We start from the raw sequence: 22,040 nt of genomic DNA, 5'->3' as shown, positions 1-22,040 counted from the left end.
CTCGTGTTACGCAATCATGCCATGATATGACACTATGCGTAAGGTTTTGTTCATTACAACTGCTGGCAATAATGCCAAATTAGTTGACAGAATCTTTCAGCGCTTTACCTGGTTTGAAACCTGGTACACGGGCTGCTGCGATTTGGATTTCTTCACCTGTCTGTGGGTTGCGGCCAGTACGGGCAGCACGCTCACGAACAGAGAAAGTACCAAAACCAACCAGAGCAACTTGCTCGCCTTCCTTCAGAGACTCAGATACAGCCTCAATGAAAGCGTCCAGCGCACGGCCAGCAGATGCTTTAGAAATGTCAGCACCTTCGGCGATTTTATCAACCAACTGAGTTTTGTTCACGATTTCTTCCCCTCTATGAACATTGTCTTCCTGACAACAGCATAATCTAAACTTTACACTGTGACGGCAAAGGACAATCAAAAAGTTGTATCAGGTCTAATTTATCAGGTCATGATGACGCTGAACAGGGCTGTAAGCCTTGTTATTATTGAGCTTGCAGCAAATCAGACTCCACTTATAGCCAGACAGAAAAAGGCTGACAAGCGATTTCAATCACAGTCAGCCCCTTACATGTGCTAATTTTGCTGCATATCACTGTTTTGAGCGTTTACAAGCTCAATCCCAGTAGGGTTATTTTCCAGAGCAATCCGCAGAACATCGTCAATCCAGCGGACCGGACGCACTTCCAGATCAGCAATCACGTTGTCAGGAATCTCTTCCAGATCACGCTCGTTCTCTTTCGGAATCAGCACCGTTTTAATGCCGCCACGATGAGCTGCCAGCAGCTTCTCTTTCAGGCCACCAATTGGCAGTACTTCACCGCGCAGGGTAATTTCACCCGTCATCGCAACATCACTGCGAACCGGATTCCCCGTCAGACTCGAAACCAATGCTGTACACATTGCAATACCGGCACTCGGGCCATCTTTTGGTGTCGCACCTTCAGGTACGTGGACATGAATGTCACGTTTCTCGTAGAAATCACTGTTGATTCCCAGCTTTTCAGCACGAGTACGAACCACTGTCATTGCAGCCTGAATGGACTCCTGCATGACATCGCCCAATGAACCCGTATAGGAAAGCTTTCCTTTACCCGGCATTGACTCAGTTTCAATCGTCAGCAGATCGCCGCCAACTTCGGTCCATGCCAGACCGGTCACCTGGCCAACACGGTTGCTTTCTTCCGCTTTACCGAAATCAAAACGCTGGACACCCAGATACTGCTTCAGATTACTCTGATTAATCGTGACTTTCTTCACTGCCGGATTCAACAGGATTTCTTTCACCGCCTTACGGCACAGCTTAGAAATTTCGCGTTCCAGACTCCGCACACCCGCTTCACGGGTATAGTAACGAATAATGCCAATGATGGCCGAGTCGTCGATTTCGACCTCACCTGACTTCAGACCATTCCGCTTAATTTGTTTTTCAAGCAAATGGCGCTTGGCAATATTCAGTTTCTCGTCTTCGGTATACCCAGACAGACGGATCACTTCCATCCGATCCAGCAGCGGACCCGGGATGTTCATTGAGTTCGATGTCGCAACAAACATGACATCCGACAGGTCGTAATCAACTTCCAGGTAATGGTCATTAAAGGCATTGTTCTGCTCAGGGTCCAGAACTTCCAGCAGTGCTGATGCCGGATCACCACGCATATCTGATGACATTTTGTCGATTTCATCCAGCAGGAATAATGGGTTTTTCACGCCCACTTTAGCCATTTTCTGAATGAGCTTACCTGGCATTGAACCAATATAAGTACGACGATGACCGCGGATTTCCGCTTCATCACGAACTCCGCCCAGAGCCATACGTACATACTTACGGCCTGTAGCAGCCGCAATAGATTGTCCCAGAGAGGTTTTACCCACACCCGGAGGACCAACCAGGCACAGAATCGGGCCTTTCAGTTTATTGATCCGGCTTTGAACCGCTAAGTACTCCAGAATACGGTCTTTGACGCGCTCCAGGCCATAGTGGTCCGCATTCAGGACTTCCTCTGCCTTCGTCAGATCTTTTTTCACTTTGGTGCGTTTATGCCATGGCACACTGAGCATCCAATCGATATAGCCACGCACCACGGTCGCTTCCGCTGACATCGGAGACATCATCTTCAGCTTTTGCAGTTCCTGCTCCGTTTTTTCACGCGCCTCAGCCGGCATCTTCGACTCGTCAATTTTCTTCTTCAACGACTCGAACTCATCCGGAGCATCATCCAGCTCACCCAGCTCTTTCTGAATCGCTTTCATCTGCTCGTTGAGATAATACTCGCGCTGGCTTTTCTCCATCTGTTTTTTGACGCGGCCGCGGATACGTTTTTCTACCTGCAGCAGATCAATTTCAGATTCCATCATGGCCATCAGGAACTCGAGACGTTCCGTAATATCCACAATTTCCAGCACTTTTTGCTTATCTGCCAATTTCAGTGGCATATGCGCGGCAATGGTATCTGCCAAACGTGCAGCGTCATCAATACCGTTGAGAGAAGTCAGTACCTCTGGCGGGATCTTCTTATTGAGCTTAATAAAGCCTTCAAACTGACTGATCGCGGTTCGAACCAGGACTTCCTGCTCGCGCTCATCCATTTCAGGGGTGACCAGAAACTCTGCTTCCGCGCTGAAAAATTCATCATCAGTCAATTTATGAATGCTGGCACGCTGCTGACCTTCCACCAGCACCTTCACAGTGCCGTCAGGCAATTTCAGAAGCTGAAGAATCGTCGCAACAGTACCGACATCATAGAGATCGTCAACGGTAGGCTCATCAGTTGCTGCTTCTTTCTGAGCAACCAACAAAATTTGTTTGTCGTTATCCATTGCGGTTTCAAGGCAACGAATCGATTTATCCCGGCCTACAAACAATGGAATAACCATATGAGGGTAGACCACCACGTCACGCAGTGGCAGAACGGGAATAGCAAGGCGTTCCGAACGCTCCAGGTTCATATTGTTCTCTCTTCCGTTCAGTCTCTTTTAGTGAGTATATGGGGGCAGACAGACAAGATTCAACGGTCGATTTGCCAGAAAATTAAAAAGGAGGCCAATGCCTCCTTTATTGACTCAAATTGTACGTTTCGAAACCACTCACTCGCCGCCTGCGGCTTGATTTTCAGTGTTCTCGTAAATCAGTAAAGGCTCTGACTCACCTTTAATTACTGATTCGTCGATAACAACCTTACTCACGCCTTCTGCAGATGGCAGTTCATACATGGTATCCAGCAAAACAGCTTCCACAATTGAGCGCAGACCACGCGCACCCGTTTTACGTTCCATCGCCTTACGGGCAATCGCCTGCAACGCGTCTTCACGGAATTCGAGCTCAACATTTTCCAGTTCCAGCAAAGCTGCATACTGCTTGGTCAGTGCATTCTTCGGTTCACGCAGAATCTGAACCAACGCGGCTTCATCCAGTTCACTCAGAATCGCGGTCACAGGCAAACGACCGATAAACTCTGGAATCAAACCATATTTCACCAGATCTTCAGGTTCGACTTTCTCAAACAATGCGCTGAGCGAGTTGCGTTTATCTTTTGAACGGACTTCTGCACCGAAACCAATGCCGGAGCTGGTCGCAACACGCTGCTCAACCACTTTATCCAGACCTGCAAACGCACCACCACAGATAAAGAGAATTTTCGAAGTATCAACCTGCAGGAATTCCTGCTGCGGATGTTTACGGCCGCCTTGTGGTGGCACTGAAGCAACCGTTCCTTCAATCAGCTTCAGCAGAGCCTGCTGAACACCTTCACCCGAGACATCTCGCGTGATCGAAGGGTTATCTGACTTGCGTGAAATCTTATCGATTTCATCAATGTAGACGATACCGCGCTCTGCTTTAGCAACGTCATAATCACATTTTTGCAGCAACTTCTGAATAATATTCTCTACGTCTTCACCCACATAACCAGCTTCGGTCAGGGTCGTTGCATCTGCCATTGTGAACGGCACATCCAACATACGTGCAAGCGTTTCCGCCAGCAGCGTTTTACCACTTCCCGTCGGGCCAATTAGCAGGATGTTACTTTTACCCAGCTCAACACCATCACTGGTGGTGTCACCGTTTCGCAAACGCTTGTAGTGGTTGTAGACAGCTACAGCCAGTACTTTTTTTGCGTGATCCTGGCCGATGACATAATCATCTAAATGCGTGCGGATCTCTCGTGGCGTTGGCAGTTCATTGCCATCGCGCTTTGGCATTACTTCTTTGATTTCTTCGCGAATGATGTCGTTACACAGATCGACGCACTCATCGCAAATATACACAGAAGGGCCAGCAATCAGCTTGCGAACTTCATGCTGACTTTTCCCGCAGAAAGAGCAGTACAGCAGTTTTCCACTACCACTCTCTTTTCGCTTATCTGTCATTCGCTAACCTCATATTGGGTTTCACCCATCTTTGCCTTGTTTTGAGTGTATAACAACTCTCGTCATTTTGCTGTCACCTTGCCCATTCAGAACACTGTGCACCATAATGACAGGTTAGTCACGCTTATTCAAAACGGCATCGACCAATCCATACTCCGCTGCCTGATCAGCAGACATGAAGTTGTCCCGGTCTGTATCTCTTTCGATAATTTCCAGTGGCTGTCCGGTATGGTCAGCCAGCAGATGATTCAGTCGTTTTTTGATGGTCAGAATTTCCTGAGCATGGATTTGAATATCCGATGCCTGGCCCTGAAAACCACCCAGTGGCTGGTGAATCATCACACGGGAATTCGGCAGACAGAAACGTTTTCCTTTTGCACCGCCGGCCAGCAGGAATGCGCCCATAGAACAGGCCTGCCCCATACAGAAAGTACTGACATCCGGCTTGATGTGCTGCATGGTGTCATAGATTGACATCCCTGCGGTAACGGAGCCGCCAGGAGAATTGATATACAGGAAAATATCTTTGTCAGGGTTTTCCGACTCAAGGAACAACAGCTGCGCCACAACCAGATTCGCCATCTGATCTTCGACCTGTCCGGTCAGAAAAATCACACGCTCTTTCAATAGCCGGGAATAGATGTCGTAGGAACGTTCACCACGCGAGGTCTGCTCGACCACCATAGGAACCAGCGCATTCATAATTGGCGACATGGCATTATTATCTTGGTAGCTCATAACCTGATTTCCCTAAAAAAATAAATGGCCCGAATGATTGACTCATACGGACCATTGTTAGCAGAAGATTTGAAAAGAAGTCAAATCTTTACAGTCATTTCAGTCAATTAAGCAGCTGGTTGCTGCTGGTTCATCAGCTCGTTGAAGCCAACTTCTTTTTCTGAAACCTGTGCTTTAGCCAGCAGAGCATCAATCGCTTGTTCTTCCAGAGCAACATTGCGCATGTTGTTCATCAGCTGCTCATTCTTCTCGTAGTATGCAACAACTTCTGATGGATCTTCATAAGCAGATGCCATTTCAGTGATCAGCGCCTTAACACGCTCGTCGTCAGCTTTCAGTTCTTCGGCCTTGATCACTTCACCCAGCAGCAGGCCAACAACGACACGGCGCTTCGCTTGTTCTTCAAACAGCTCGCGTGGCAGTTCTGGCGCATTCGCAGCATCACCGCCGAAGCGCTGAACTGCTTGCTGACGCAGTACGTTCACTTCCTGATCAATCAAAGCAGCAGGAACGTCAATGTTGTTTTGCTCAATCAGACCATTCAGAACCTGATCTTTGATGCGAGCTTTAATCGCTTGCTTCAGTTCACGTTCCATGTTTTTACGAACTTCAGCTTTCAGACCGTCAACAGAACCGTCTTCAATACCAAACTTCTTCACAAACTCTTCAGTCAGCTCCGGCAGTTCCTGAGCTTCAACTTTGTGCAGTTTGATTGCGAAGACTGCAGCTTTACCTTTCAGGTTTTCTGCATGGTATTCTTCTGGGAAAGTCACATCAATGTTGAATTCTTCACCAGCTTTCTTACCAACGATGCCTTCTTCAAAACCAGGGATCATTCGGCCCTGACCCATCACCAGTGGGAAAGACTCAGCTTTGCCGCCTTCAAACTCTTCGCCGTCGATAGAGCCAGTGAAATCCAGCGTTACACGGCTGCTCGCTTCAGCTGCTGTGTCTACTTCTTTCCAGTTCGCCTGCTGCTTACGCAGAGTTTCCAGCATTTGAGCTACGTCTTCTTCTTTCACTTCAGCCGCTGGTTTTTCAACTGCAATCTTGTCCAGACCAGCCAGTTCGATTTCAGGGAAAACTTCAAAAGTTGCCTTGAATACCAGATCTTTACCTTCGGCCATGTCTACTGGCGTGAAAGTTGGTGCGCCAGCTGGATTGATTTTCTCTTTCACAATCGCTTCGATGTAGTGACGCTGCATCACTTCACCCAGTACATCCTGACGAACAGATGCGCCGAACATACGAGCAACCATCTTCAGTGGTGCTTTACCCGGGCGGAAACCGTCGAAACGACGAGTTTTAGCAATTTGCTTCAGCTGCGCAGTCACTGCATCTTCAATATTTGCAGCAGGTACAGTGATTGTAAGTTGGCGCTCTAGGCCTTCAGTGGTTTCAACGGTAACTTGCATTTTCATAAACCTCAAAACTGACTCAGGTTGCCTGAGTTATTTTGCCCGTCAGAGCTCTGCTGACGCTGGCATCCTTTCGTGTTACGGCTTCAACACCATAACGCCTGAATTCTGTTCATTCCATTTCAGTCTTAGCTGGTCATCGCATCTAAGACTAAAATTAAAGCGCGGTATTATAACGGCCCCACCCCCATTCGTCGAGGCGTCCGGGCCACACCAAGCGCAAGCCTTTCGACAAGATAGGGACTGATTTCGCATTTTCAAGAGAAAACGTGAAAAAATTACTGTCAAAGCGCGTTTTTTTATTCAAACATCGATTCAGTGCAGGAAAATTGAGCAAGTTCAGCAATCGAACATTTCAAAAACAAATCGGATGAATTCTGGAAGATGAATGACAATCGGAGTTCTGATGAAGAAAAGGAAGTGGAAGTGGCGCGCCCTGCAGGATTCGAACCTGCGACCACATGCTTAGAAGGCACGTGCTCTATCCAACTGAGCTAAGGGCGCTTTATCGCTGCTGAGCAGCAGCGTTAACGGAGGGGAATTATACGTTGCCTGAGATCAAGGTCAACGGGTAAAGGTGATTTTCCTTAACTAAATGAATCAAGCGGTTAAAGTTAAGGCAACGGCTTTCAGAAATGGCTGTTTTTTTATACGCCAAATTTTTCCTGAACATATCACTTCAAATTCACTGTATGAATCACCGGCTGTTACTGAATTGATCTTTAACAAAGATATCTCGCATTATCTCTGCCGCCACAAAAAGCAAACGTTTGCGCTATGGATTTTCCCCTTGGTCTCTGCGACAATACTCGCCGCTCATTAGTTCTGCACGAAGGAATACCATGGCCGCTCAAATCATTGATGGAAAACTTATCTCACAAACAGTCAGACAGGAAGTTGCTGCTCGTGTCAAAGCTCGCATTGAAGCAGGTTTACGCGCACCCGGATTGGCTGTCATTTTGGTTGGTCAGGATCCTGCCTCGCAAATTTATGTCGGCAGCAAACGCAAGGCCTGTGAAGAAGTCGGATTCGTCTCCCGCTCTTTTGATCTGCCAAGCAACACCACAGAAGATGCATTGCTGGCACTGATTGAAGAATTGAACGCAGACAGTTCAATTGATGGCATTCTGGTGCAGTTGCCACTCCCGGCCGGAATTGACTCTACTAAGGTTCTGGAGCACATCAATCCGGAGAAGGATGTCGATGGCTTTCACCCTTACAATGTAGGCCGTTTGTGCCAGCGCATTCCGAAGCTGCGTTCGTGCACCCCAAAAGGGATTATCACCCTGCTGGAGCGTTACAATATCCAGGCTCGCGGAAAGCATGCAGTAATCGTCGGCGCTTCCAATATTGTTGGCCGTCCGATGACACTGGAGCTTCTTCTGGCGGGCGCCACCACTACAACCTGCCACCGTTTTACTCAGGATCTGGAAAACCATGTCCGTCAGGCTGATATTCTTGTTGTTGCTGTCGGTAAGCCAAACTTTATTCCAGGGGAATGGATTAAGGAAGGCGCAACAGTCATTGATGTGGGCATTAACCGTCTGGATAACGGCACTCTGGCCGGTGATGTTGAATATGACGCTGCCCGCCAGCGTGCTAAACACATCACCCCGGTTCCAGGCGGTGTCGGACCGATGACTGTCGCGACGCTGATTGAAAATACCCTACTTGCCTGCGAACAGTTCCACGAAGGTTGAAGATCTTTTCCTGTTGATAGAATCAAAAAAGCGAGGCCAGGCCTCGCTTTTTCTTTTTCAGAGTCATCTCGTGAATTACTTTGCCAGAGTTTTCAGATACGCTGCAAAGTCCTCGCCTAAGTCCGGGTGACGCAGTCCATATTCAACAAACGCCTGCATGTAACCCAACTTGCTGCCGCAGTCATGACTTTTCCCAGTCATATGAAATGCATGAACAGGCTGCTTCTCCATCAGCATGGCAATTGCATCCGTCAGTTGGATCTCATCACCAGCACCAACCGGTGTTTTCGATAACAGTTCCCAAATTTCTGCCGGCAAAATATAACGGCCGACAATCGCAAGATTAGACGGGGCCTCATCACGGGCTGGCTTTTCTACCACCTTCGACATTGGGGCCGAATCACCCGGTGCAATCTGCTCGCCATTGACATCGGCCACACCATAGCTGGACACGTCTGACATTGGCACAGGTTCAACCATGACCTGGCTGGTTCCTGTTTCATTAAACAGTCTCACCATCGCAGCCATATTTTCACTGTGAAGATCGCTAGCCGCATCATCCAGAATCACATCAGGCAGAACAACAGCAAAAGGCTCATTCCCCACCAGTGGACGAGCACACAGTACGGCGTGACCCAGTCCTTTCGCCTGTCCCTGACGGACATGCATAATCGTCACATCACTCGGACAGATATTCTGTACTTCATCCAGTAACTGGCGCTTTACGCGTTTTTCCAATGTTGCTTCCAGCTCGAAAGAAGTATCGAAGTGGTTTTCAATGGAATTTTTTGAAGAATGTGTGACCAGCACAATTTCTTTGATCCCTGCTGCGACACATTCGTTCACGACATACTGAATCAAAGGCTTATCAACAATTGGCAGCATTTCTTTCGGAATTGCCTTCGTAGCAGGCAACATCCTGGTTCCTAAACCGGCTACAGGAATGACCGCTTTACGAACTGGGGAAGATTTTTGCATTGCATTATCCATGTAAGTTGTCATTGTCAGCCGCAATATAACAAAGTTGGCGGTGCACAGCGAGGCATCAAGCCAGTAAAAACGTGACCTGCGCCCCTATCACCGTGCATTTGTGATGATGGCTGACAGTCTCTCCGCCGGATACTGAAGTGTTCCGGCAGTACCCAGATCAACGCCGGACAATATCTGCATTGTCCACACTGACTTTAACCTGTTTACCCAGTAGATGAATCAACATGAAAGAACGTTTTTCACCATCGGGTTCCTGATAAATCGCTTCAAGCCCTTGGAACTGGCCATGATTTAATATCAGGCTTTCACCTGGCATCGGCAGATTAGACAATTTCTGCCTCTGCTCCTCAGAATCCTCATTTGACCTTAAATGTTCAATCAACTCAGACTGTACCTTTTGCGGATGCGCACCCTGACGAATAAAATCAGCGACTCCACGCGTGGAACGAACCGTGGTATAGCTGATGGCTTCAGGATCAAACTTCACAAACATATAGTTTGGGAACAACGGTTCAGCAGCTGTCACCCGTTTACCACGAACGACTTTTTCAACAGTCACTTGAGGGTAGTAACACTCAACTCCCTGACGATCCAGATTGACCACCGCACGCTCTTGCTCGCTGCGCTTGCAATAAAGTAGAAACCAATCTTTCATATCGCCTCTGTCCGGATAAAATTTCACTCAAAATGATTATATGGTGAGAGCCTTAAACCTCAACCGATTCCCTCCCCTGATTCGGGGAGCAAACCTTTTATGCCTGTTTTTGCAGCAGAAAGTAGGAATATAAAGCAGTGATTGACAAAGAACATCGTCTCGCACAGAGAAAGATCTTATTGAAATGTAGTCTTTGCTTTGACCGCAGGGTGTATTTCAGCTTCTTTCATCGCTTCCAGGCGCTGAATGGTTACGCTGAAATTCGCTGCTCCAATTTTACTCAGTGAGAGGCGTGCTCCCGAAGGAGGAAGGATCTGGGCATACACCCTGTTTTTTCGGGCGCCCTCACCCAGAAATGACCCGGCAGAAACACTGAATTCCCCTTCGCTGGTTTTTAACACAGCTTCAGAGCCAGCTGAAATTAGAGACAGACTGCGATCACAGGCATCAAAAATACCAAACAGCCCTTTAATTGCAACGGCATAACCAGACTGTTTCATCCCATTTTCAATAGCATTCAACATGCTGTTCAGATCATTTTCTGTGGCCATATGCTTGCGCAGATAATCATTAAATAAAGCACGAATCAACAGAACGGTTGCAGCGCCATGCCGGCCGCCGGACTCAGCATCAAGCAGATAAAAAGCCAGTCGTCCGTCCATCAACCAGGTGTAATCAAGCAACACGGGCTGAACATCGGCCGATTGCAGAACGCAATAACTCAGCTGCCAGTCTCCCTGACGGGACTGAGTATCCGGCATCAGGCCGACCAGCAATTCTCTCGCGGCTTCCGGGTTAGATTCAAGCTCTTCGAGATGCCATTGCAGTTCTTCATCCACAGCAACATCGTGCTGTAAAAGCTGACTGGAAAATTCAGAGTATTCTGCACTGTTCTCCTGCGCTTTGAGCACTGACATCATTGCCGATTTAAGCACCATGATATTATCCAGCGGCTTAACCAGAAAATCTTTCACACCATGCCGGAGCGCAGCCGCAACATCAGCCATTTCACCGGTTCCGGAAATCACAATGACCGGCACCATCGGATAGTGAAGGGAAACCTCCTCGACAAACTCCATCCCAGTCAGCACAGGCATTGCCAAATCGCACAGAAGTACATCCGGTATACTGTCGCGCAGTGCCCGTAACCCCTGCAGTCCATCCTCTGCTTCCCTGACTTCACAGCCCTGGGCGTGCAGAAACCCCGTGATCATCCGGCGAAAGACCGGATCATCTTCGACAATGAGAACTTCTTTACCCTCTAACAATGATTGTGCCCTCCATGTTGCAAGGGGCCAAGTGCCGCAGAATGAGATTCTGTAGAACAGGCACGTCCTTCCTGTGAATTGGTTTGAATCTGAAGCATCGCCGTAGGTGCTTTCATTTAGAATAGGCGCTAAACCGCACGACGTCAGGGCTTGGGGCTATCCTTAAACTTTTGTTTTAGTGTTCTGTTAGCCAGCTCAAAATCTGACGATGTCACAGATATCCTCTGGTTTTTTCGTTCCACAAAATCTTAACCTCTTCACACTGAGTGTTTTGTTATACAATTCCCACTTTCTCATATCCAGTCACGCATCGCCTATGAAGTTAGATGATTTAAATTTATTTCGCATTGTGGTTGAAGAAGGCAGTTATACCGCTGCTTCCCGCAAATATCAGGTACCCGTTGCGACCCTGACCCGGCGTATTCAGGCGCTTGAAGACAGCCTGAATCTCCGGCTGCTCAACCGTCATGCCCGTAAGCTCTCACTGACCGAGGCAGGCCAGCAGTATTACCAGCTCTGCACACCATTGCTGCAACAGTTGCTGGATACCGCCGAGCACATCCGCGATGAGTCCAGAGGGGCGAGCGGACGATTGAAAATTGCCGCGCCAACCAACCTGAGCAAAGTCATGCTGCAACCCATGCTGAATGCCTTCATGCTGGAACATCCGGCGATCAGCATTGAGCTGTTTCTGAGTAATGAACCAGAGCAACTCGACCCGACAGACTGGGACGTAATTTTTCGTGTCGGACCACAACGTGACTCCGCACTGATCGCACGTAAAATCAACGCCGTTGAAGATATTCTTGTCGCCAGCCCGGACTATCTGCGCCGTCATCCGGCACCGACCCATGCGCAGGATTTATCCAGCCATGCCCTGCTAAAAGGTTCGCCCTTGCTGCGCTGGCGCCTGACCAACAAAGCCGGTGAAACCATCACAATCAACGACAAAGGCAGATTTGAATCCAACCAGCTCAATGTAGTTCGTAAAGCTTGTGTAGCGGGTCTGGGAATCACCCTGATGCCGGATGCCATGCTGGAGAAATATATTCTGAGCGGTGACCTGATCCGGGTGCTGGGTGACTGGTCAGCCAACCCGAGAAATGTTTACCTGCTCTATAACCATAAAGATCACCAGCCTGAAAAGCTGCGACTCTTTATCGAATTTGCCAGTCACTTCTTCAGCACAAGCTGATCATCCTCCGGTGACTTAACCATCAGGCTTGCTAAGTGTCGGAAGCCCGTCTAAATGTTATAGAGACAAGGAACACACAGGTGTCCGGATATGCACTGACAGTGTTCTGAACAACAACCTGTAATGCGTTGTGCGGAAGCACCCTAGATAACGAGGATAGGTTATGATTCTGGGACATTTATTCGGGCTGTACACTCACCCCAAAAAAGAGTGGCATAACATTGATGAGCAACACGAAGGAGTGCAAAGCAGCCTGAGCCACATTCTGCTGGTCGCTTTGTTACCCCCCATCTTTGCGTACATTTCGAGTGTTTTTATTGGCTGGCGCGTGGGTGCCGTTGATCCGATTCACCTGACGCCAACAAGCGCACTGGGAATGTCTGTTGCCATGTATGTTGCGCTGATTGGTGGTGTTTTTGCACTGGCTTACCTCACCTACTGGATGAGTCACACCTTTGGGTCAACCCCAACTTATACTCAGGCTTTAGAACTTGCCGCTTACACTGCAACGCCTCTGTTTATGGTCAGCATCGCAGCGCTCTACCCGCAACTTTGGTTCCTGATGATTGCCGGTCTGGTGGGAATTACCTATTCCGTTTATCTGCTGTATACCGGTGTACCGATTCTGATGCATATTCCTGAAGAGCGGGGCTTTATCTATGCCAGTTCTATCGTAACCTGCGGACTCGTATTACTTGTTTCTATCATCGCAGGCTCGGTCATTCTGTGGAACGTCGGTTTAGGCCCTCAATTTATGCACTGATATTCATTCAGATGATTCGTTTCTACCTGTAACTGAATAAACAAAAAGGCAAGCTCCCTTGCCTTTTTCTGTTTTAAGTTCGGTTGCTCCGAATGGCAGTCAAACCGTCTTACACACCTTCGTTGTGCAGCTCCAGATTTGCCAGCTCCTGCTGAATCTCACGCTGGGTTTTGGCATCTTCGCTGCGCAAGGATTCCAGGTACTCCAGGTACTGCTGATTCACATCCCCGGTCACATAGTGGCCGTTAAACACAGAGGTCTCAAACAGCTGGATATCCGGATTTCCTTCGCCGACAGCATCCACCAGATCCTGCAAATCCTGGAAAATCAGTCCGTCTGCACCAATCATCTTGCAGATTTCATCCACTTCACGGCCGTGTGCAATCAATTCGTTGGCACTTGGCATATCAATTCCGTAAACGTTCGGGAAGCGAATTTCCGGGGCTGCAGAAGCCAGGTACACCTTCTTCGCACCCGCTTCACGGGCCATTTCGATGATTTGTTCTGAAGTCGTCCCACGAACAATCGAGTCATCAATCAGCAGAACACTTTTATCCTTAAACTCTGAGCTGATCGCATTCAGCTTACGGCGCACAGATTTACGACGTAATTGCTGACCCGGCATGATAAAGGTACGGCCAACATAACGGTTCTTCACAAAGCCCTGACGGTAAGGTTTATCCAGGGTACGGGCGATTTCCAGTGCACTGTCGCAGGAAGTTTCCGGAATTGGAATCACGACATCAATGTCCAGGTCATCCCATTCACGCTTAATCTTCTCACCCAGTTTTTTACCCATGTTCAAACGGGCGCTGTAAACAGAAATTTTATCGATGAAAGAGTCAGGACGAGCAAAGTAAACAAACTCAAACACACAAGGATTCAGAGCCGGATTTTCTGCGCACTGCTCAGTGTACAGCTGTCCATCGAAAGTGATATAGACCGCTTCACCCGGCGCAACATCCCGCATGAACTGAAAACCGACTGCATCCAGTGCCACAGACTCAGAGGCAACCATGTATTCCATCTTGCCGTCGATTTCACGTTTACCCAGACACAACGGGCGAATGCCATGCGGATCGCGGAAGGCAATCAGACCATGCCCAATAACCATCGCAACCACGGCATAAGCACCACGAACCGTTTTATGCACAGCCCGGATCGCTGCAAAAATATCCTCAGACGTCAGCGGATAGTTCGTCGCACCTTCCAGCTGGTTCGCCAGAACATTCAGCAGGACCTCGGAATCGGAAGACGTGTTGACATGGCGCCGAGCCTTTTCAAACAATGAATCCCGGATATCAGCGGCATTGGTCAGGTTACCGTTATGCGCCAGTGAAATACCGTATGGCGAGTTCACATAGAAAGGCTGGGCCTCTGAAGCACTGGAACTGCCCGCCGTAGGATAACGGACATGGCCGATCCCGACAGTGCCCTGAAGACGTTGCATGTGTTTTGCTTCGAAGACATCCCGCACCAGGCCATTGGCCTTACGCAGACGAAAACGATTGCTTTCCAGGGTAACAATACCGGCAGCATCCTGGCCGCGGTGCTGCAGCACGGTCAATGCATCATAAATAGACTGGTTAACCGGGGTATTTCCCACGATTCCGACAATACCACACATGTCCTAAATCCTCGTTATGGATCATCAATAATTGTATTGAGTAACAGTGTCTTATCCATCACTGTTACGCAATGCAACTGATATAAATCCGGCGCTATAACGCGCCGGGTAAAAAACTCGAACTCTCTTTCAGGTAAGAGAAAAACCACTCAATAACGACCCCAAATTGCGGAATCAACTGAGAGGCCTGCCACCATTCTGCTTTTGCAAAGCCGGTAAAGGCATCCAGGAAAAACAGGACAGCAGCGATGATCAGCACACCACGCAAACCACCGAAGACTATCCCCAGAACTCTGTCGGTGCCTGACAAACCCGTTTTCTGGACCAGTTGCCCAATGACATAGTTCACGACGGCACCCACAATCAGTGTGGCAATGAACAATACCGCAATCGCGCTGCCATTTCGGATCAGTTCATCCTGGATATTTGTGAAATATACCGCCAGCTCTTTGTAAAAATTGCTGGCAATGAAAAATGCCGCAAACCAAATTACCAGTGACAGCGCTTCCTTCACAAAACCACGGATCAAGCTGACCAGTGCGGAAAAGCCGATCACCCCTAAAATGACATAATCAATCCAGATCATCTTCTACTTATTTCTTGTTGTTGGCGCGTATTCTAACAGAAAAAATCAGAACGCAAACGTTTACCTAAGGGTTGAGTGGGTTAAATCTGAGCAATTGCCCGTTTAGTCCGGTAAGTTTACGCAATTCGTCTACTTTCCCTGACAAAGCATTTTTGTCGATTTCAGGACCCACCACGACCCGGGCCAGATCACCCGGTTTCAGGTCTTTGGGCCACACATGCGCCTGATAGCCTTTGCTTCTCAGTTTCTCGACCAGCTGATGGGCATTATCAAAGTTTCTGAAAACCCCGAGCTGAATCACCCAGCCGCTGTCCTTCAGCCCTGCCTGTGGTTCGCCGACAGGCTGTGGTTTGACTTTGACTGACTCAGCAACCGTTGAGTGGACGTCACTGCCGGCAATCTGTTCGGTTACCGGCATCGGTGGCAACTCGGCTTCAGCGGCAACCGGCTCCGGGATCACCGTGAAGTTTTCTTCATCCCCGGTCTGCGGCTGAAGCGGAATGCTGGCAAACTGCTCCTGAAAGTGTTGCTTCTTACCATCAAAAAAATCAGGCAGGAAAATTACGCCGATAGCCACCAGCACAATTGTTCCGACCAGGCGGCTTTGAAATTTACTCGCCACACTTACTCCTGCATTGTTTTCATGTAGCTGGACACTTCGCCAACTGTATAAAAAGAACCGAATATAATCACGACATCCTCCGGCTGAGCTGCAGACAGTGCAGCCTGACAAGCTTCAACCGGTGTATCGTACACCTCGCCACGGTAATCCAGATGAGCAGCAATATCCTGACCGGATGCTGCACGAGGGCCGGTCAGAGATGCCGGATACCAAATATCCGTGACCTTACGCATCTCATGAAGCGTTGCCGGAATATCTTTATCACGCAACATTGCGACCACACCGTGAATCTTGCCAACCTCACGGATGTTCTTCAGGGCTTTCAGTTGGCGTGCCAGATAATTTGCCGAATGCGGGTTGTGCGCAACATCCAGCAGGATCAGCGGACGATCGGCAACGGTTTCCATCCGGCCGGCAAGGCGTACCTTCACCAGACCCGCAACAATATGCTGGTCACTGATATCCAGTTCTGCCACACCCAGGGCCATCAATGCGGTTGCGGCATTGGGTAACGGCAGAGCCGGCAGGGGCAGTTGCTCCATATCAAAAGCACCGCACTTCCAGTTCCAGGTTTCACCGGTTTGTTCATAGGTAAACTGATAGCCAACCTGATACAACTCTGCACCGATACTGTCGGCGTGCGCTGCGACAGAAGCCGGTGGATTTGGCTGACCGCAAATGGCCGGTTTCCCTGCCCGGAAAATCCCTGCTTTTTCATAGCCGATCACTTCGATGTCATCGCCCAGCCAGTCGATATGATCGATGGCCAGACTGGTGATCACAGACACATCATGATCAACAATATTCGTCGCGTCTAATCTGCCGCCCAATCCGACTTCCAGAACAACCACTTCCACCTGATGGGTCTTGAATAAATGAAGGGCTGCAAGCGTTCCGAACTCAAACATGCTCAGGCTGGTCGTTTCACGATAGCTTTCAATCGCCGCAAAAGCCTGGCTGTGTTCACTGTCTTCCAGTTCCTGACCATTGATACGAACACGCTCGTTATATCGCACCAGATGCGGAGAGCTGTAAACACCAACAGTGTAACCCGCCTGCAGCAGAATGCTTTCCAGAATGGCACAGGTTGACCCTTTACCATTGGTGCCGGCAACGGTAATGACTGTCGGCGCCGGTTTACGCAGCCCGGCACGCTCCCCCACGGCCTGTACACGCTCCAGACCCAGATCAATGGCGCTGGTATGAAGATTCTCCAGATAGGTTAACCAATCATTCAACGGTGAGGTTGCCGAAGGTGCAGACAGCGGCGTTACAGAGGTATCAGACATGAAACTGTACTAACTAATGTAATTGAGAAGATGTCGCATAATGTAGCACGAAGTACACGGAAATTAATGTCTGCATCCTCATCAATACGAGGAATTGTGGAACAATAACAAAATTGCGCAGCCCGCAGCCAGTTTTGACCTCTGGCTAACATGGCTTGTTGGTGTGTGACATCAGGATCAAAAACGCCTGGTCTGAACCAGGCGTTTTCATCTGAATCGATCAGACTTTGTCTTCGGCAGACTCAGCATCTGCGTCCGTTTCAGCCTCAGCCGGTTGTTCGACCGGGACCACCAGCGGTGAAGGAATGTTGGTCATCTTCGCCAGCAGCCCGCCGATACGCTGACGCATTTCACGGCGGTCAACAATCATATCAATCGCACCGTGCTCCAGCAGGAATTCACTGCGCTGGAAACCTTCCGGCAGTTTTTCACGGACCGTTTGCTCGATAACGCGCTGACCTGCAAAACCAATCAGTGCTTTCGGCTCACCGATATTGATGTCGCCCAGCATTGCCAGACTGGCTGAAACACCACCCATGGTCGGGTCAGTCAGTACAGAAATGAACGGCAGCCCTTTGGCAGACAAACGCTCCAGTGCAGCACTGGTCTTTGCCATCTGCATCAGAGACATCAATGCTTCCTGCATCCGTGCACCGCCACTGGCTGAGAAACACACCAGACCACAGTTACTGGCGATGGCTTCATCAACTGCACGAACAAATTTAGCACCCACGACAGAACCCATTGAGCCGCCCATAAAGCTGAACTCAAATGCGCAGGCAACCACAGGCTGCTGTAACAGCGTACCTTTCATCGCGACCAGTGCATCTTTTTCACCACTGGTTTTCTGCGCCGCTGCGATACGGTCTTTATACTTCTTCGAATCACGGAATTTCAGGTGATCTTTCGGTTCAAGCTCTGCAGCAATCTCCACCTGTCCTTCTTCATCCAGGAAAGTTTCCAGACGGCGACGTGCTTTCATTCGCATGTGATGATCACACTTCGGGCAAACTTCCAGATTGCGCTCAAGGTCTGCGTAGTACAGCACCTGCTCACAGGAGGTACATTTCGTCCAGACCCCTTCAGGAATGGACGCTTTACGAGACGTTACGATGTTGCTTTTTGTGAGGATCTTTTCAAGCCAGCTCATGAATGACCTTTCTTTTACAACTCCCCCGCCCTGCAGGCAAAGGATAATCAATTCGATAATTACAAGTCAGGAATTAAAACACAAACTCGGCGAGGTGTAGATAAAAAACTGGTAGTACCTTGAGGAAATAAACAGTTAACGAGATCTTTGCTCAAGAAAAAAGACCGACCAGTTTGATGACTCATTCACTCGCTTTGTCTGAGTTTTGTTCAATTTTAGTGTTTTCTGGTTGCAGTGCGAACTCAGCAGCATAATTTTTTCGTTAAAAACAATGAATCAGCCGCTTAGGGAACCATGCCCGGCACTCAGATCAGAGAAAAAGCGGCCCCACCGGCACGTCAGGCAGCTCAAATGTATCCGGATAATCCACTTGAACCAGATACAACCCCTCGGCTTTTGCCGTGGCGCCAGCCAACGTACGATCTTTCTGCGCCAGCAGCCATTGAATCCACTCCGGCTTCTCTTCACCACGGCCGACCTTAATCAGACTGCCGGTAATATTGCGCACCATGTGGTGAACAAAAGCGTTTGCTTTGATATCAATGATTACATAGTGTCCCTGACGCGTGACATTCAGATGCATCAGGTTACGCCAGGGACTGTGCGACTGACAAAATACCGCCCGGAAAGACGTGAAGTCATTCTCACCAAGCAGGTACTGTCCCGCCTCATGCATTTTTTCTGCATCTAGCGCACCGTGATAATGACTGATCCCTGAACCCAGAATTGCCGGACGCAGGGCATGGTTATAAATCACGTAACGATAGCGCCGGGCCGTAGCACTGAAGCGCGCATGAAAATCATCCGGCACTGCTTTCGCCCAGCGCACCGCAATATCTTTCGGCAGGTGAGCATTAGTTCCCATGGTCCAGGCCACCAGCTTACGTGGCGTATCACAGTCAAAATGCACCACTTGCCCGGTACCGTGCACGCCAGCATCGGTTCGGCCGGCACACTGAACCTCAATATCCTGATTGGCTATTTTGCTCAGTGCCGCTTCCAGACGCCCCTGAACACTGTCAACATCACGCTGACGCTGCCAGCCATAATAGCGGCTTCCGTCGTACTCTATACCTAAGGCAATTCGCATCTCTGAACTCTTACTTCTGTGGTGTACATGCCAGCCGGATGGCCGACTGAATCAAACAGGGATTATAAAAAAAGCCCCAAAAGAAAAGAAGTCCGCTCTTGCGGACTTCTTATTCACTTCACTGTCATCCGATGAAATCATCGATCAATCTTTAACAGCAGGTTTGCCGCCTCCCGACTGACATCACCATCCCCGTTTTCAGCGACATCTTCCAGCAGGAAATATGCACCGTCGATATCATTCATCTCCAGATAGGCTTTGGCCAGGTCAAGTTTGCTGGCGTATTCACCGGCACCATCGACATCAATCTCACCAATACCAGCCAGCACATCCGGAAACTCATCCAGCCCGACATCCAGCTTCAGCGGCGCGGTATCCAAATCCGGATCCGCCTCCCCTTCCAGCTCCTTCATCAGCTCATCAATACTGATATAAGGTTCTTTTTCGTGCTGCGACTGAACCAGCTGGCTGTCTGCCTGCTTGTCTTCTTCCACCTCGGCGGTTTCTTCCGACAATGAAGGCTGTTCTCCCCAATCCTCACTCTCCAGTTCAGGCTCAGGAATATCCGTGCCCCAGATTTCACTTTCTTCCGGAGACAATTCCTGCTCTTCGAGTTCTGATGCCGGGACACTCTCGTGCAACAGCCACTGTTCGTGCTCAAACTCTTCCGTTTGCGCCTGCACCGATGGCTCAGGCTCCCCTGAATTCAGCGAACTTTCAGCAATGGGCTCAACTTCATTCAGACCCGATTCATCAACCAATTCAACAGCTTCAGTCAGATCCTGAGTCAATGGTAATTCAGGATCCTGATCCGCCATTGGCGGAATGCTTTCCTCCGCTGCAAATGAAGGCCATTCGTCACCATCGTCTGTCTCAGCCATCATGCTCGGGACATCGGACTCAGGTTCAGCCAATAGCGCAGCCATATCCAGACCCGCAGAATCGATGACCTCATCGCTCAGCAAGTCAAACTGAGGAACAGACGGCTGTGGCTGAAGCGCGGGTGCTGGCTCCGGCTTTGGTTCTGGTGCCGGCCGGACAGCATCTGCCTCATCGGCTGCACCATAATTCATTTCCTGCTCGTATTGCTCCAGCTCCATTTGCTCTTCAAACGATGCATGCAGCGCATCATCTTCATCAAACTCAGGCAATGTCGCAGGATCAATGACCGCATACTCATACTGAGATTTTGCGTGGATTGGCACCGCCTGTTCAGAAACAGGTTCCGCCTGTTGTTCAACCGCTACCTCTGGAATATTCTCCTGAACCACCTCAGGCAAGACGTCGTCGCTGTTCTCAGAGGACACTTCAGAGAATTGCGCTTCATCAAGATCAGTTGCTTGATCCTCAACCTGAGACAAATCATGCGCCAGCTCATCTTTACGCTCAGCAGCCTGTGCGGCCAGCTGAAGTTGCTCAGAGACCCGGTTCAGTGCTGCCTGAGCTTCTTCATCAGTCCACGCCTGTTCCTCTTCCTCCCAAGGCTCAGCTTCAGGATCCAACAGTGCATCTTCTTCATCGAACTCAGGGAACTCATCCAGATTGATCGTCGGCGTCTGACGGCCCTCGACCTCCTCATCCCAGGCCGGGTCCAGCGTCGCTTCAGGCTGTACCGTCTCGAGTTCATCTTCAGGCTGAGTTACCTCTTCATCCTGAAGCTCTCTGGCATATCGATGCTGCTCAATCTGTTGCGATGCTTCGTCACTGTCGCGATGCAAATGAGCTGAAGTGTCATTATCACCAGACTCTTCTTCCGGTATTTCCGGAGCTTCATCAGGCAAGATGTCAGCAGATTCGGCAACGTCAGCCTCATTCTGAATCGGCTCCTGAATAGCTTCATGAATCGTATCCAGCGTCGTTGTCTCATCAGCAACATCACTCACGGCATCATGGTCAGCAGGCTCATCGTTCAGGGTTGACTGAATTTCAACATCCGGAGACTCATCCTCAGGCGATTCTGCTGCGACCAGCAACTCAGAGACAGTATCTGTATCCAGTTCGTCAGAAACTGTCTCAGGATCGTCGGCTGACTCGTGCTGTGCTTCAGCTGACAGCTCAGGCATCGGTTCTGAAACCAGTTCAGAAACCTGGTCAGCAACGGGGGCAAGTACCTGTTCTGCATCCGGCTCAGCACTGACAGTTTCCTCAGCATCCGCGGCCATGTCCGTTTCTGCTGCCAAAACCTCACTCAAACCACCTTCATCATCAGCAACGGCTTCTTCCTGCAGGGACGCTTCCTCAGACACAAGCGCTGACTCAGTTAAATCAGGTAACTCAGAAAAATCGTCAGATAAAATTTCGGTCTGGCTGTCTTCGGCTTCATCTTTTTCAGCGGCAACCAGAGCAGGCTCAACATTGAACTCCGGAGCAATATCCTCCACAGGCCGTTCATCAGACCATTCACCAGAAACCGGCGCTTCAGCTGCCGCTGCAGACAACACTTCAGGTTCCGCGATCACCTCTGCAGGTGCTTCAGAACCACTCACGTTCATCTCTGGCTCTGGCTCTGGCTCTGGCTCTGGCTCTGGCTCTGGCTCTGGCTCTGGCTCTGGCTCTGGCTCTGGCTCTG

18 protein-coding genes and 1 tRNA gene are annotated in these 22,040 nt (G+C 49.5%); 3 read left to right on the top strand and 16 right to left on the bottom strand.

All coding sequences use genetic code 11. The features are described 5' to 3' along the window. Positions 1 to 79 precede the first annotated feature (79 nt). The 6 genes from hupB to ACYP03_RS16455 form a co-directional block, all read right to left on the bottom strand. Positions 80 to 352 (bottom strand): nucleoid-associated protein HU-beta, encoded by a 273-nt coding sequence (gene hupB / locus ACYP03_RS16480; protein ID WP_248141093.1) that lies wholly within the window; start codon positions 350 to 352, stop codon positions 80 to 82. A 236-nt stretch (positions 353 to 588) separates the two neighbouring features. Next, positions 589 to 2,961 (bottom strand): endopeptidase La, encoded by a 2,373-nt coding sequence (lon, locus tag ACYP03_RS16475; RefSeq protein WP_248141095.1) that lies wholly within the window; start codon positions 2,959 to 2,961, stop codon positions 589 to 591. Positions 2,962 to 3,099: 138 nt separating this feature from the next. Continuing rightward, on the bottom strand, positions 3,100 to 4,380 hold the full coding sequence (gene clpX / locus ACYP03_RS16470) for an ATP-dependent protease ATP-binding subunit ClpX (RefSeq protein ID WP_248141096.1): 1,281 nt from the start codon (positions 4,378 to 4,380) through the stop codon (positions 3,100 to 3,102). Positions 4,381 to 4,494: 114 nt separating this feature from the next. Further along, positions 4,495 to 5,118 carry an ATP-dependent Clp endopeptidase proteolytic subunit ClpP gene (clpP, locus tag ACYP03_RS16465; RefSeq protein ID WP_248141098.1) on the bottom strand — a complete coding sequence of 208 codons (624 nt, stop codon included), beginning with the start codon at positions 5,116 to 5,118 and terminating at the stop codon, positions 4,495 to 4,497. 107 nt (positions 5,119 to 5,225) lie between these two features. Then, positions 5,226 to 6,533, bottom strand: a complete 1,308-nt coding sequence (tig, locus tag ACYP03_RS16460) for a trigger factor (protein WP_248141099.1) — start codon at positions 6,531 to 6,533, stop codon at positions 5,226 to 5,228. 430 nt (positions 6,534 to 6,963) lie between these two features. Then, a tRNA-Arg gene (locus tag ACYP03_RS16455) sits at positions 6,964 to 7,040 on the bottom strand. Between the two features lie 338 nt (positions 7,041 to 7,378). Here ACYP03_RS16455 and folD point away from each other — a divergent pair. Next, positions 7,379 to 8,236: a bifunctional methylenetetrahydrofolate dehydrogenase/methenyltetrahydrofolate cyclohydrolase FolD gene (gene folD, locus ACYP03_RS16450; RefSeq protein WP_459781099.1), complete on the top strand. Its 858-nt coding sequence runs from the start codon at positions 7,379 to 7,381 to the stop codon at positions 8,234 to 8,236. Positions 8,237 to 8,311: 75 nt separating this feature from the next. On the opposite strand, the gene galU is transcribed toward folD, so the two are convergent. From galU to ACYP03_RS16435, 3 genes are all read right to left on the bottom strand, one after another. Next, the gene (galU, locus tag ACYP03_RS16445; protein WP_459781098.1) at positions 8,312 to 9,214 is read right to left on the bottom strand and encodes a UTP--glucose-1-phosphate uridylyltransferase GalU; all 903 of its coding nucleotides are present in this window, start codon (positions 9,212 to 9,214) and stop codon (positions 8,312 to 8,314) included. A 169-nt stretch (positions 9,215 to 9,383) separates the two neighbouring features. Further along, positions 9,384 to 9,881, bottom strand: a complete 498-nt coding sequence (gene rfaH, locus ACYP03_RS16440; RefSeq protein ID WP_459781096.1) for a transcription/translation regulatory transformer protein RfaH — start codon at positions 9,879 to 9,881, stop codon at positions 9,384 to 9,386. Between the two features lie 176 nt (positions 9,882 to 10,057). Beyond that, a complete protein-coding gene (locus ACYP03_RS16435; RefSeq protein WP_248141103.1) occupies positions 10,058 to 11,149 on the bottom strand; it encodes a response regulator in 1,092 nt (363 codons plus the stop codon). A gap of 316 nt (positions 11,150 to 11,465) precedes the next feature. On the opposite strand from ACYP03_RS16435, the gene ACYP03_RS16430 reads away from it, so the two are divergent. Then, positions 11,466 to 12,344, top strand: coding sequence for a LysR family transcriptional regulator (locus ACYP03_RS16430; protein ID WP_330959019.1), 879 nt, complete (start codon positions 11,466 to 11,468; stop codon positions 12,342 to 12,344). Positions 12,345 to 12,507: 163 nt separating this feature from the next. Next, positions 12,508 to 13,107, top strand: a complete 600-nt coding sequence (locus ACYP03_RS16425; protein WP_248141105.1) for a Yip1 family protein — start codon at positions 12,508 to 12,510, stop codon at positions 13,105 to 13,107. Between the two features lie 109 nt (positions 13,108 to 13,216). Here ACYP03_RS16425 and purF read toward each other — a convergent pair whose 3' ends face one another. The 7 genes from purF to ACYP03_RS16390 form a co-directional block, all read right to left on the bottom strand. After that, complete coding sequence (purF, locus tag ACYP03_RS16420) at positions 13,217 to 14,734, bottom strand: amidophosphoribosyltransferase (protein ID WP_248141106.1); 1,518 nt, start codon at positions 14,732 to 14,734, stop codon at positions 13,217 to 13,219. 94 nt (positions 14,735 to 14,828) lie between these two features. Then, positions 14,829 to 15,320 (bottom strand): colicin V production protein, encoded by a 492-nt coding sequence (gene cvpA / locus ACYP03_RS16415; protein WP_330959017.1) that lies wholly within the window; start codon positions 15,318 to 15,320, stop codon positions 14,829 to 14,831. 64 nt (positions 15,321 to 15,384) lie between these two features. Then, on the bottom strand, positions 15,385 to 15,942 hold the full coding sequence (locus ACYP03_RS16410) for an SPOR domain-containing protein (RefSeq protein WP_459781091.1): 558 nt from the start codon (positions 15,940 to 15,942) through the stop codon (positions 15,385 to 15,387). A 2-nt stretch (positions 15,943 to 15,944) separates the two neighbouring features. After that, complete coding sequence (folC, locus tag ACYP03_RS16405; protein ID WP_459781090.1) at positions 15,945 to 17,231, bottom strand: bifunctional tetrahydrofolate synthase/dihydrofolate synthase; 1,287 nt, start codon at positions 17,229 to 17,231, stop codon at positions 15,945 to 15,947. Positions 17,232 to 17,451: 220 nt separating this feature from the next. Next, positions 17,452 to 18,381: an acetyl-CoA carboxylase, carboxyltransferase subunit beta gene (accD, locus tag ACYP03_RS16400; protein WP_459781088.1), complete on the bottom strand. Its 930-nt coding sequence runs from the start codon at positions 18,379 to 18,381 to the stop codon at positions 17,452 to 17,454. 310 nt (positions 18,382 to 18,691) lie between these two features. Beyond that, on the bottom strand, positions 18,692 to 19,471 hold the full coding sequence (gene truA / locus ACYP03_RS16395) for a tRNA pseudouridine(38-40) synthase TruA (RefSeq protein ID WP_459781086.1): 780 nt from the start codon (positions 19,469 to 19,471) through the stop codon (positions 18,692 to 18,694). Between the two features lie 137 nt (positions 19,472 to 19,608). After that, positions 19,609 to 21,957 carry a FimV/HubP family polar landmark protein gene (locus ACYP03_RS16390; RefSeq protein ID WP_459781084.1) on the bottom strand — a complete coding sequence of 783 codons (2,349 nt, stop codon included), beginning with the start codon at positions 21,955 to 21,957 and terminating at the stop codon, positions 19,609 to 19,611. Positions 21,958 to 22,040 lie beyond the last annotated feature (83 nt).

The organism is Photobacterium sp. R1 (assembly GCF_054600795.1).
The sequence above is the reverse complement of the archived record's forward strand: the minus strand, read 5'-3'. Positions and strand labels throughout refer to the sequence as shown.

Coding starts and splice junctions, on each gene's coding strand:
- lon (WP_248141095.1), bottom strand. CDS start 2,961: ATGAACCTGGAGCGTTCGGAACGCCTTGCTATTCCCGTTCTGCCACTG.
- clpX (WP_248141096.1), bottom strand. CDS start 4,380: ATGACAGATAAGCGAAAAGAGAGTGGTAGTGGAAAACTGCTGTACTGC.
- clpP (WP_248141098.1), bottom strand. CDS start 5,118: ATGAGCTACCAAGATAATAATGCCATGTCGCCAATTATGAATGCGCTG.
- tig (WP_248141099.1), bottom strand. CDS start 6,533: ATGCAAGTTACCGTTGAAACCACTGAAGGCCTAGAGCGCCAACTTACA.
- folD (WP_459781099.1), top strand. CDS start 7,379: ATGGCCGCTCAAATCATTGATGGAAAACTTATCTCACAAACAGTCAGA.
- galU (WP_459781098.1), bottom strand. CDS start 9,214: ATGCAAAAATCTTCCCCAGTTCGTAAAGCGGTCATTCCTGTAGCCGGT.
- rfaH (WP_459781096.1), bottom strand. CDS start 9,881: ATGAAAGATTGGTTTCTACTTTATTGCAAGCGCAGCGAGCAAGAGCGT.
- ACYP03_RS16430 (WP_330959019.1), top strand. CDS start 11,466: ATGAAGTTAGATGATTTAAATTTATTTCGCATTGTGGTTGAAGAAGGC.
- ACYP03_RS16425 (WP_248141105.1), top strand. CDS start 12,508: ATGATTCTGGGACATTTATTCGGGCTGTACACTCACCCCAAAAAAGAG.
- purF (WP_248141106.1), bottom strand. CDS start 14,734: ATGTGTGGTATTGTCGGAATCGTGGGAAATACCCCGGTTAACCAGTCT.
- cvpA (WP_330959017.1), bottom strand. CDS start 15,320: ATGATCTGGATTGATTATGTCATTTTAGGGGTGATCGGCTTTTCCGCA.
- folC (WP_459781090.1), bottom strand. CDS start 17,231: ATGTCTGATACCTCTGTAACGCCGCTGTCTGCACCTTCGGCAACCTCA.
- accD (WP_459781088.1), bottom strand. CDS start 18,381: ATGAGCTGGCTTGAAAAGATCCTCACAAAAAGCAACATCGTAACGTCT.
- truA (WP_459781086.1), bottom strand. CDS start 19,471: ATGCGAATTGCCTTAGGTATAGAGTACGACGGAAGCCGCTATTATGGC.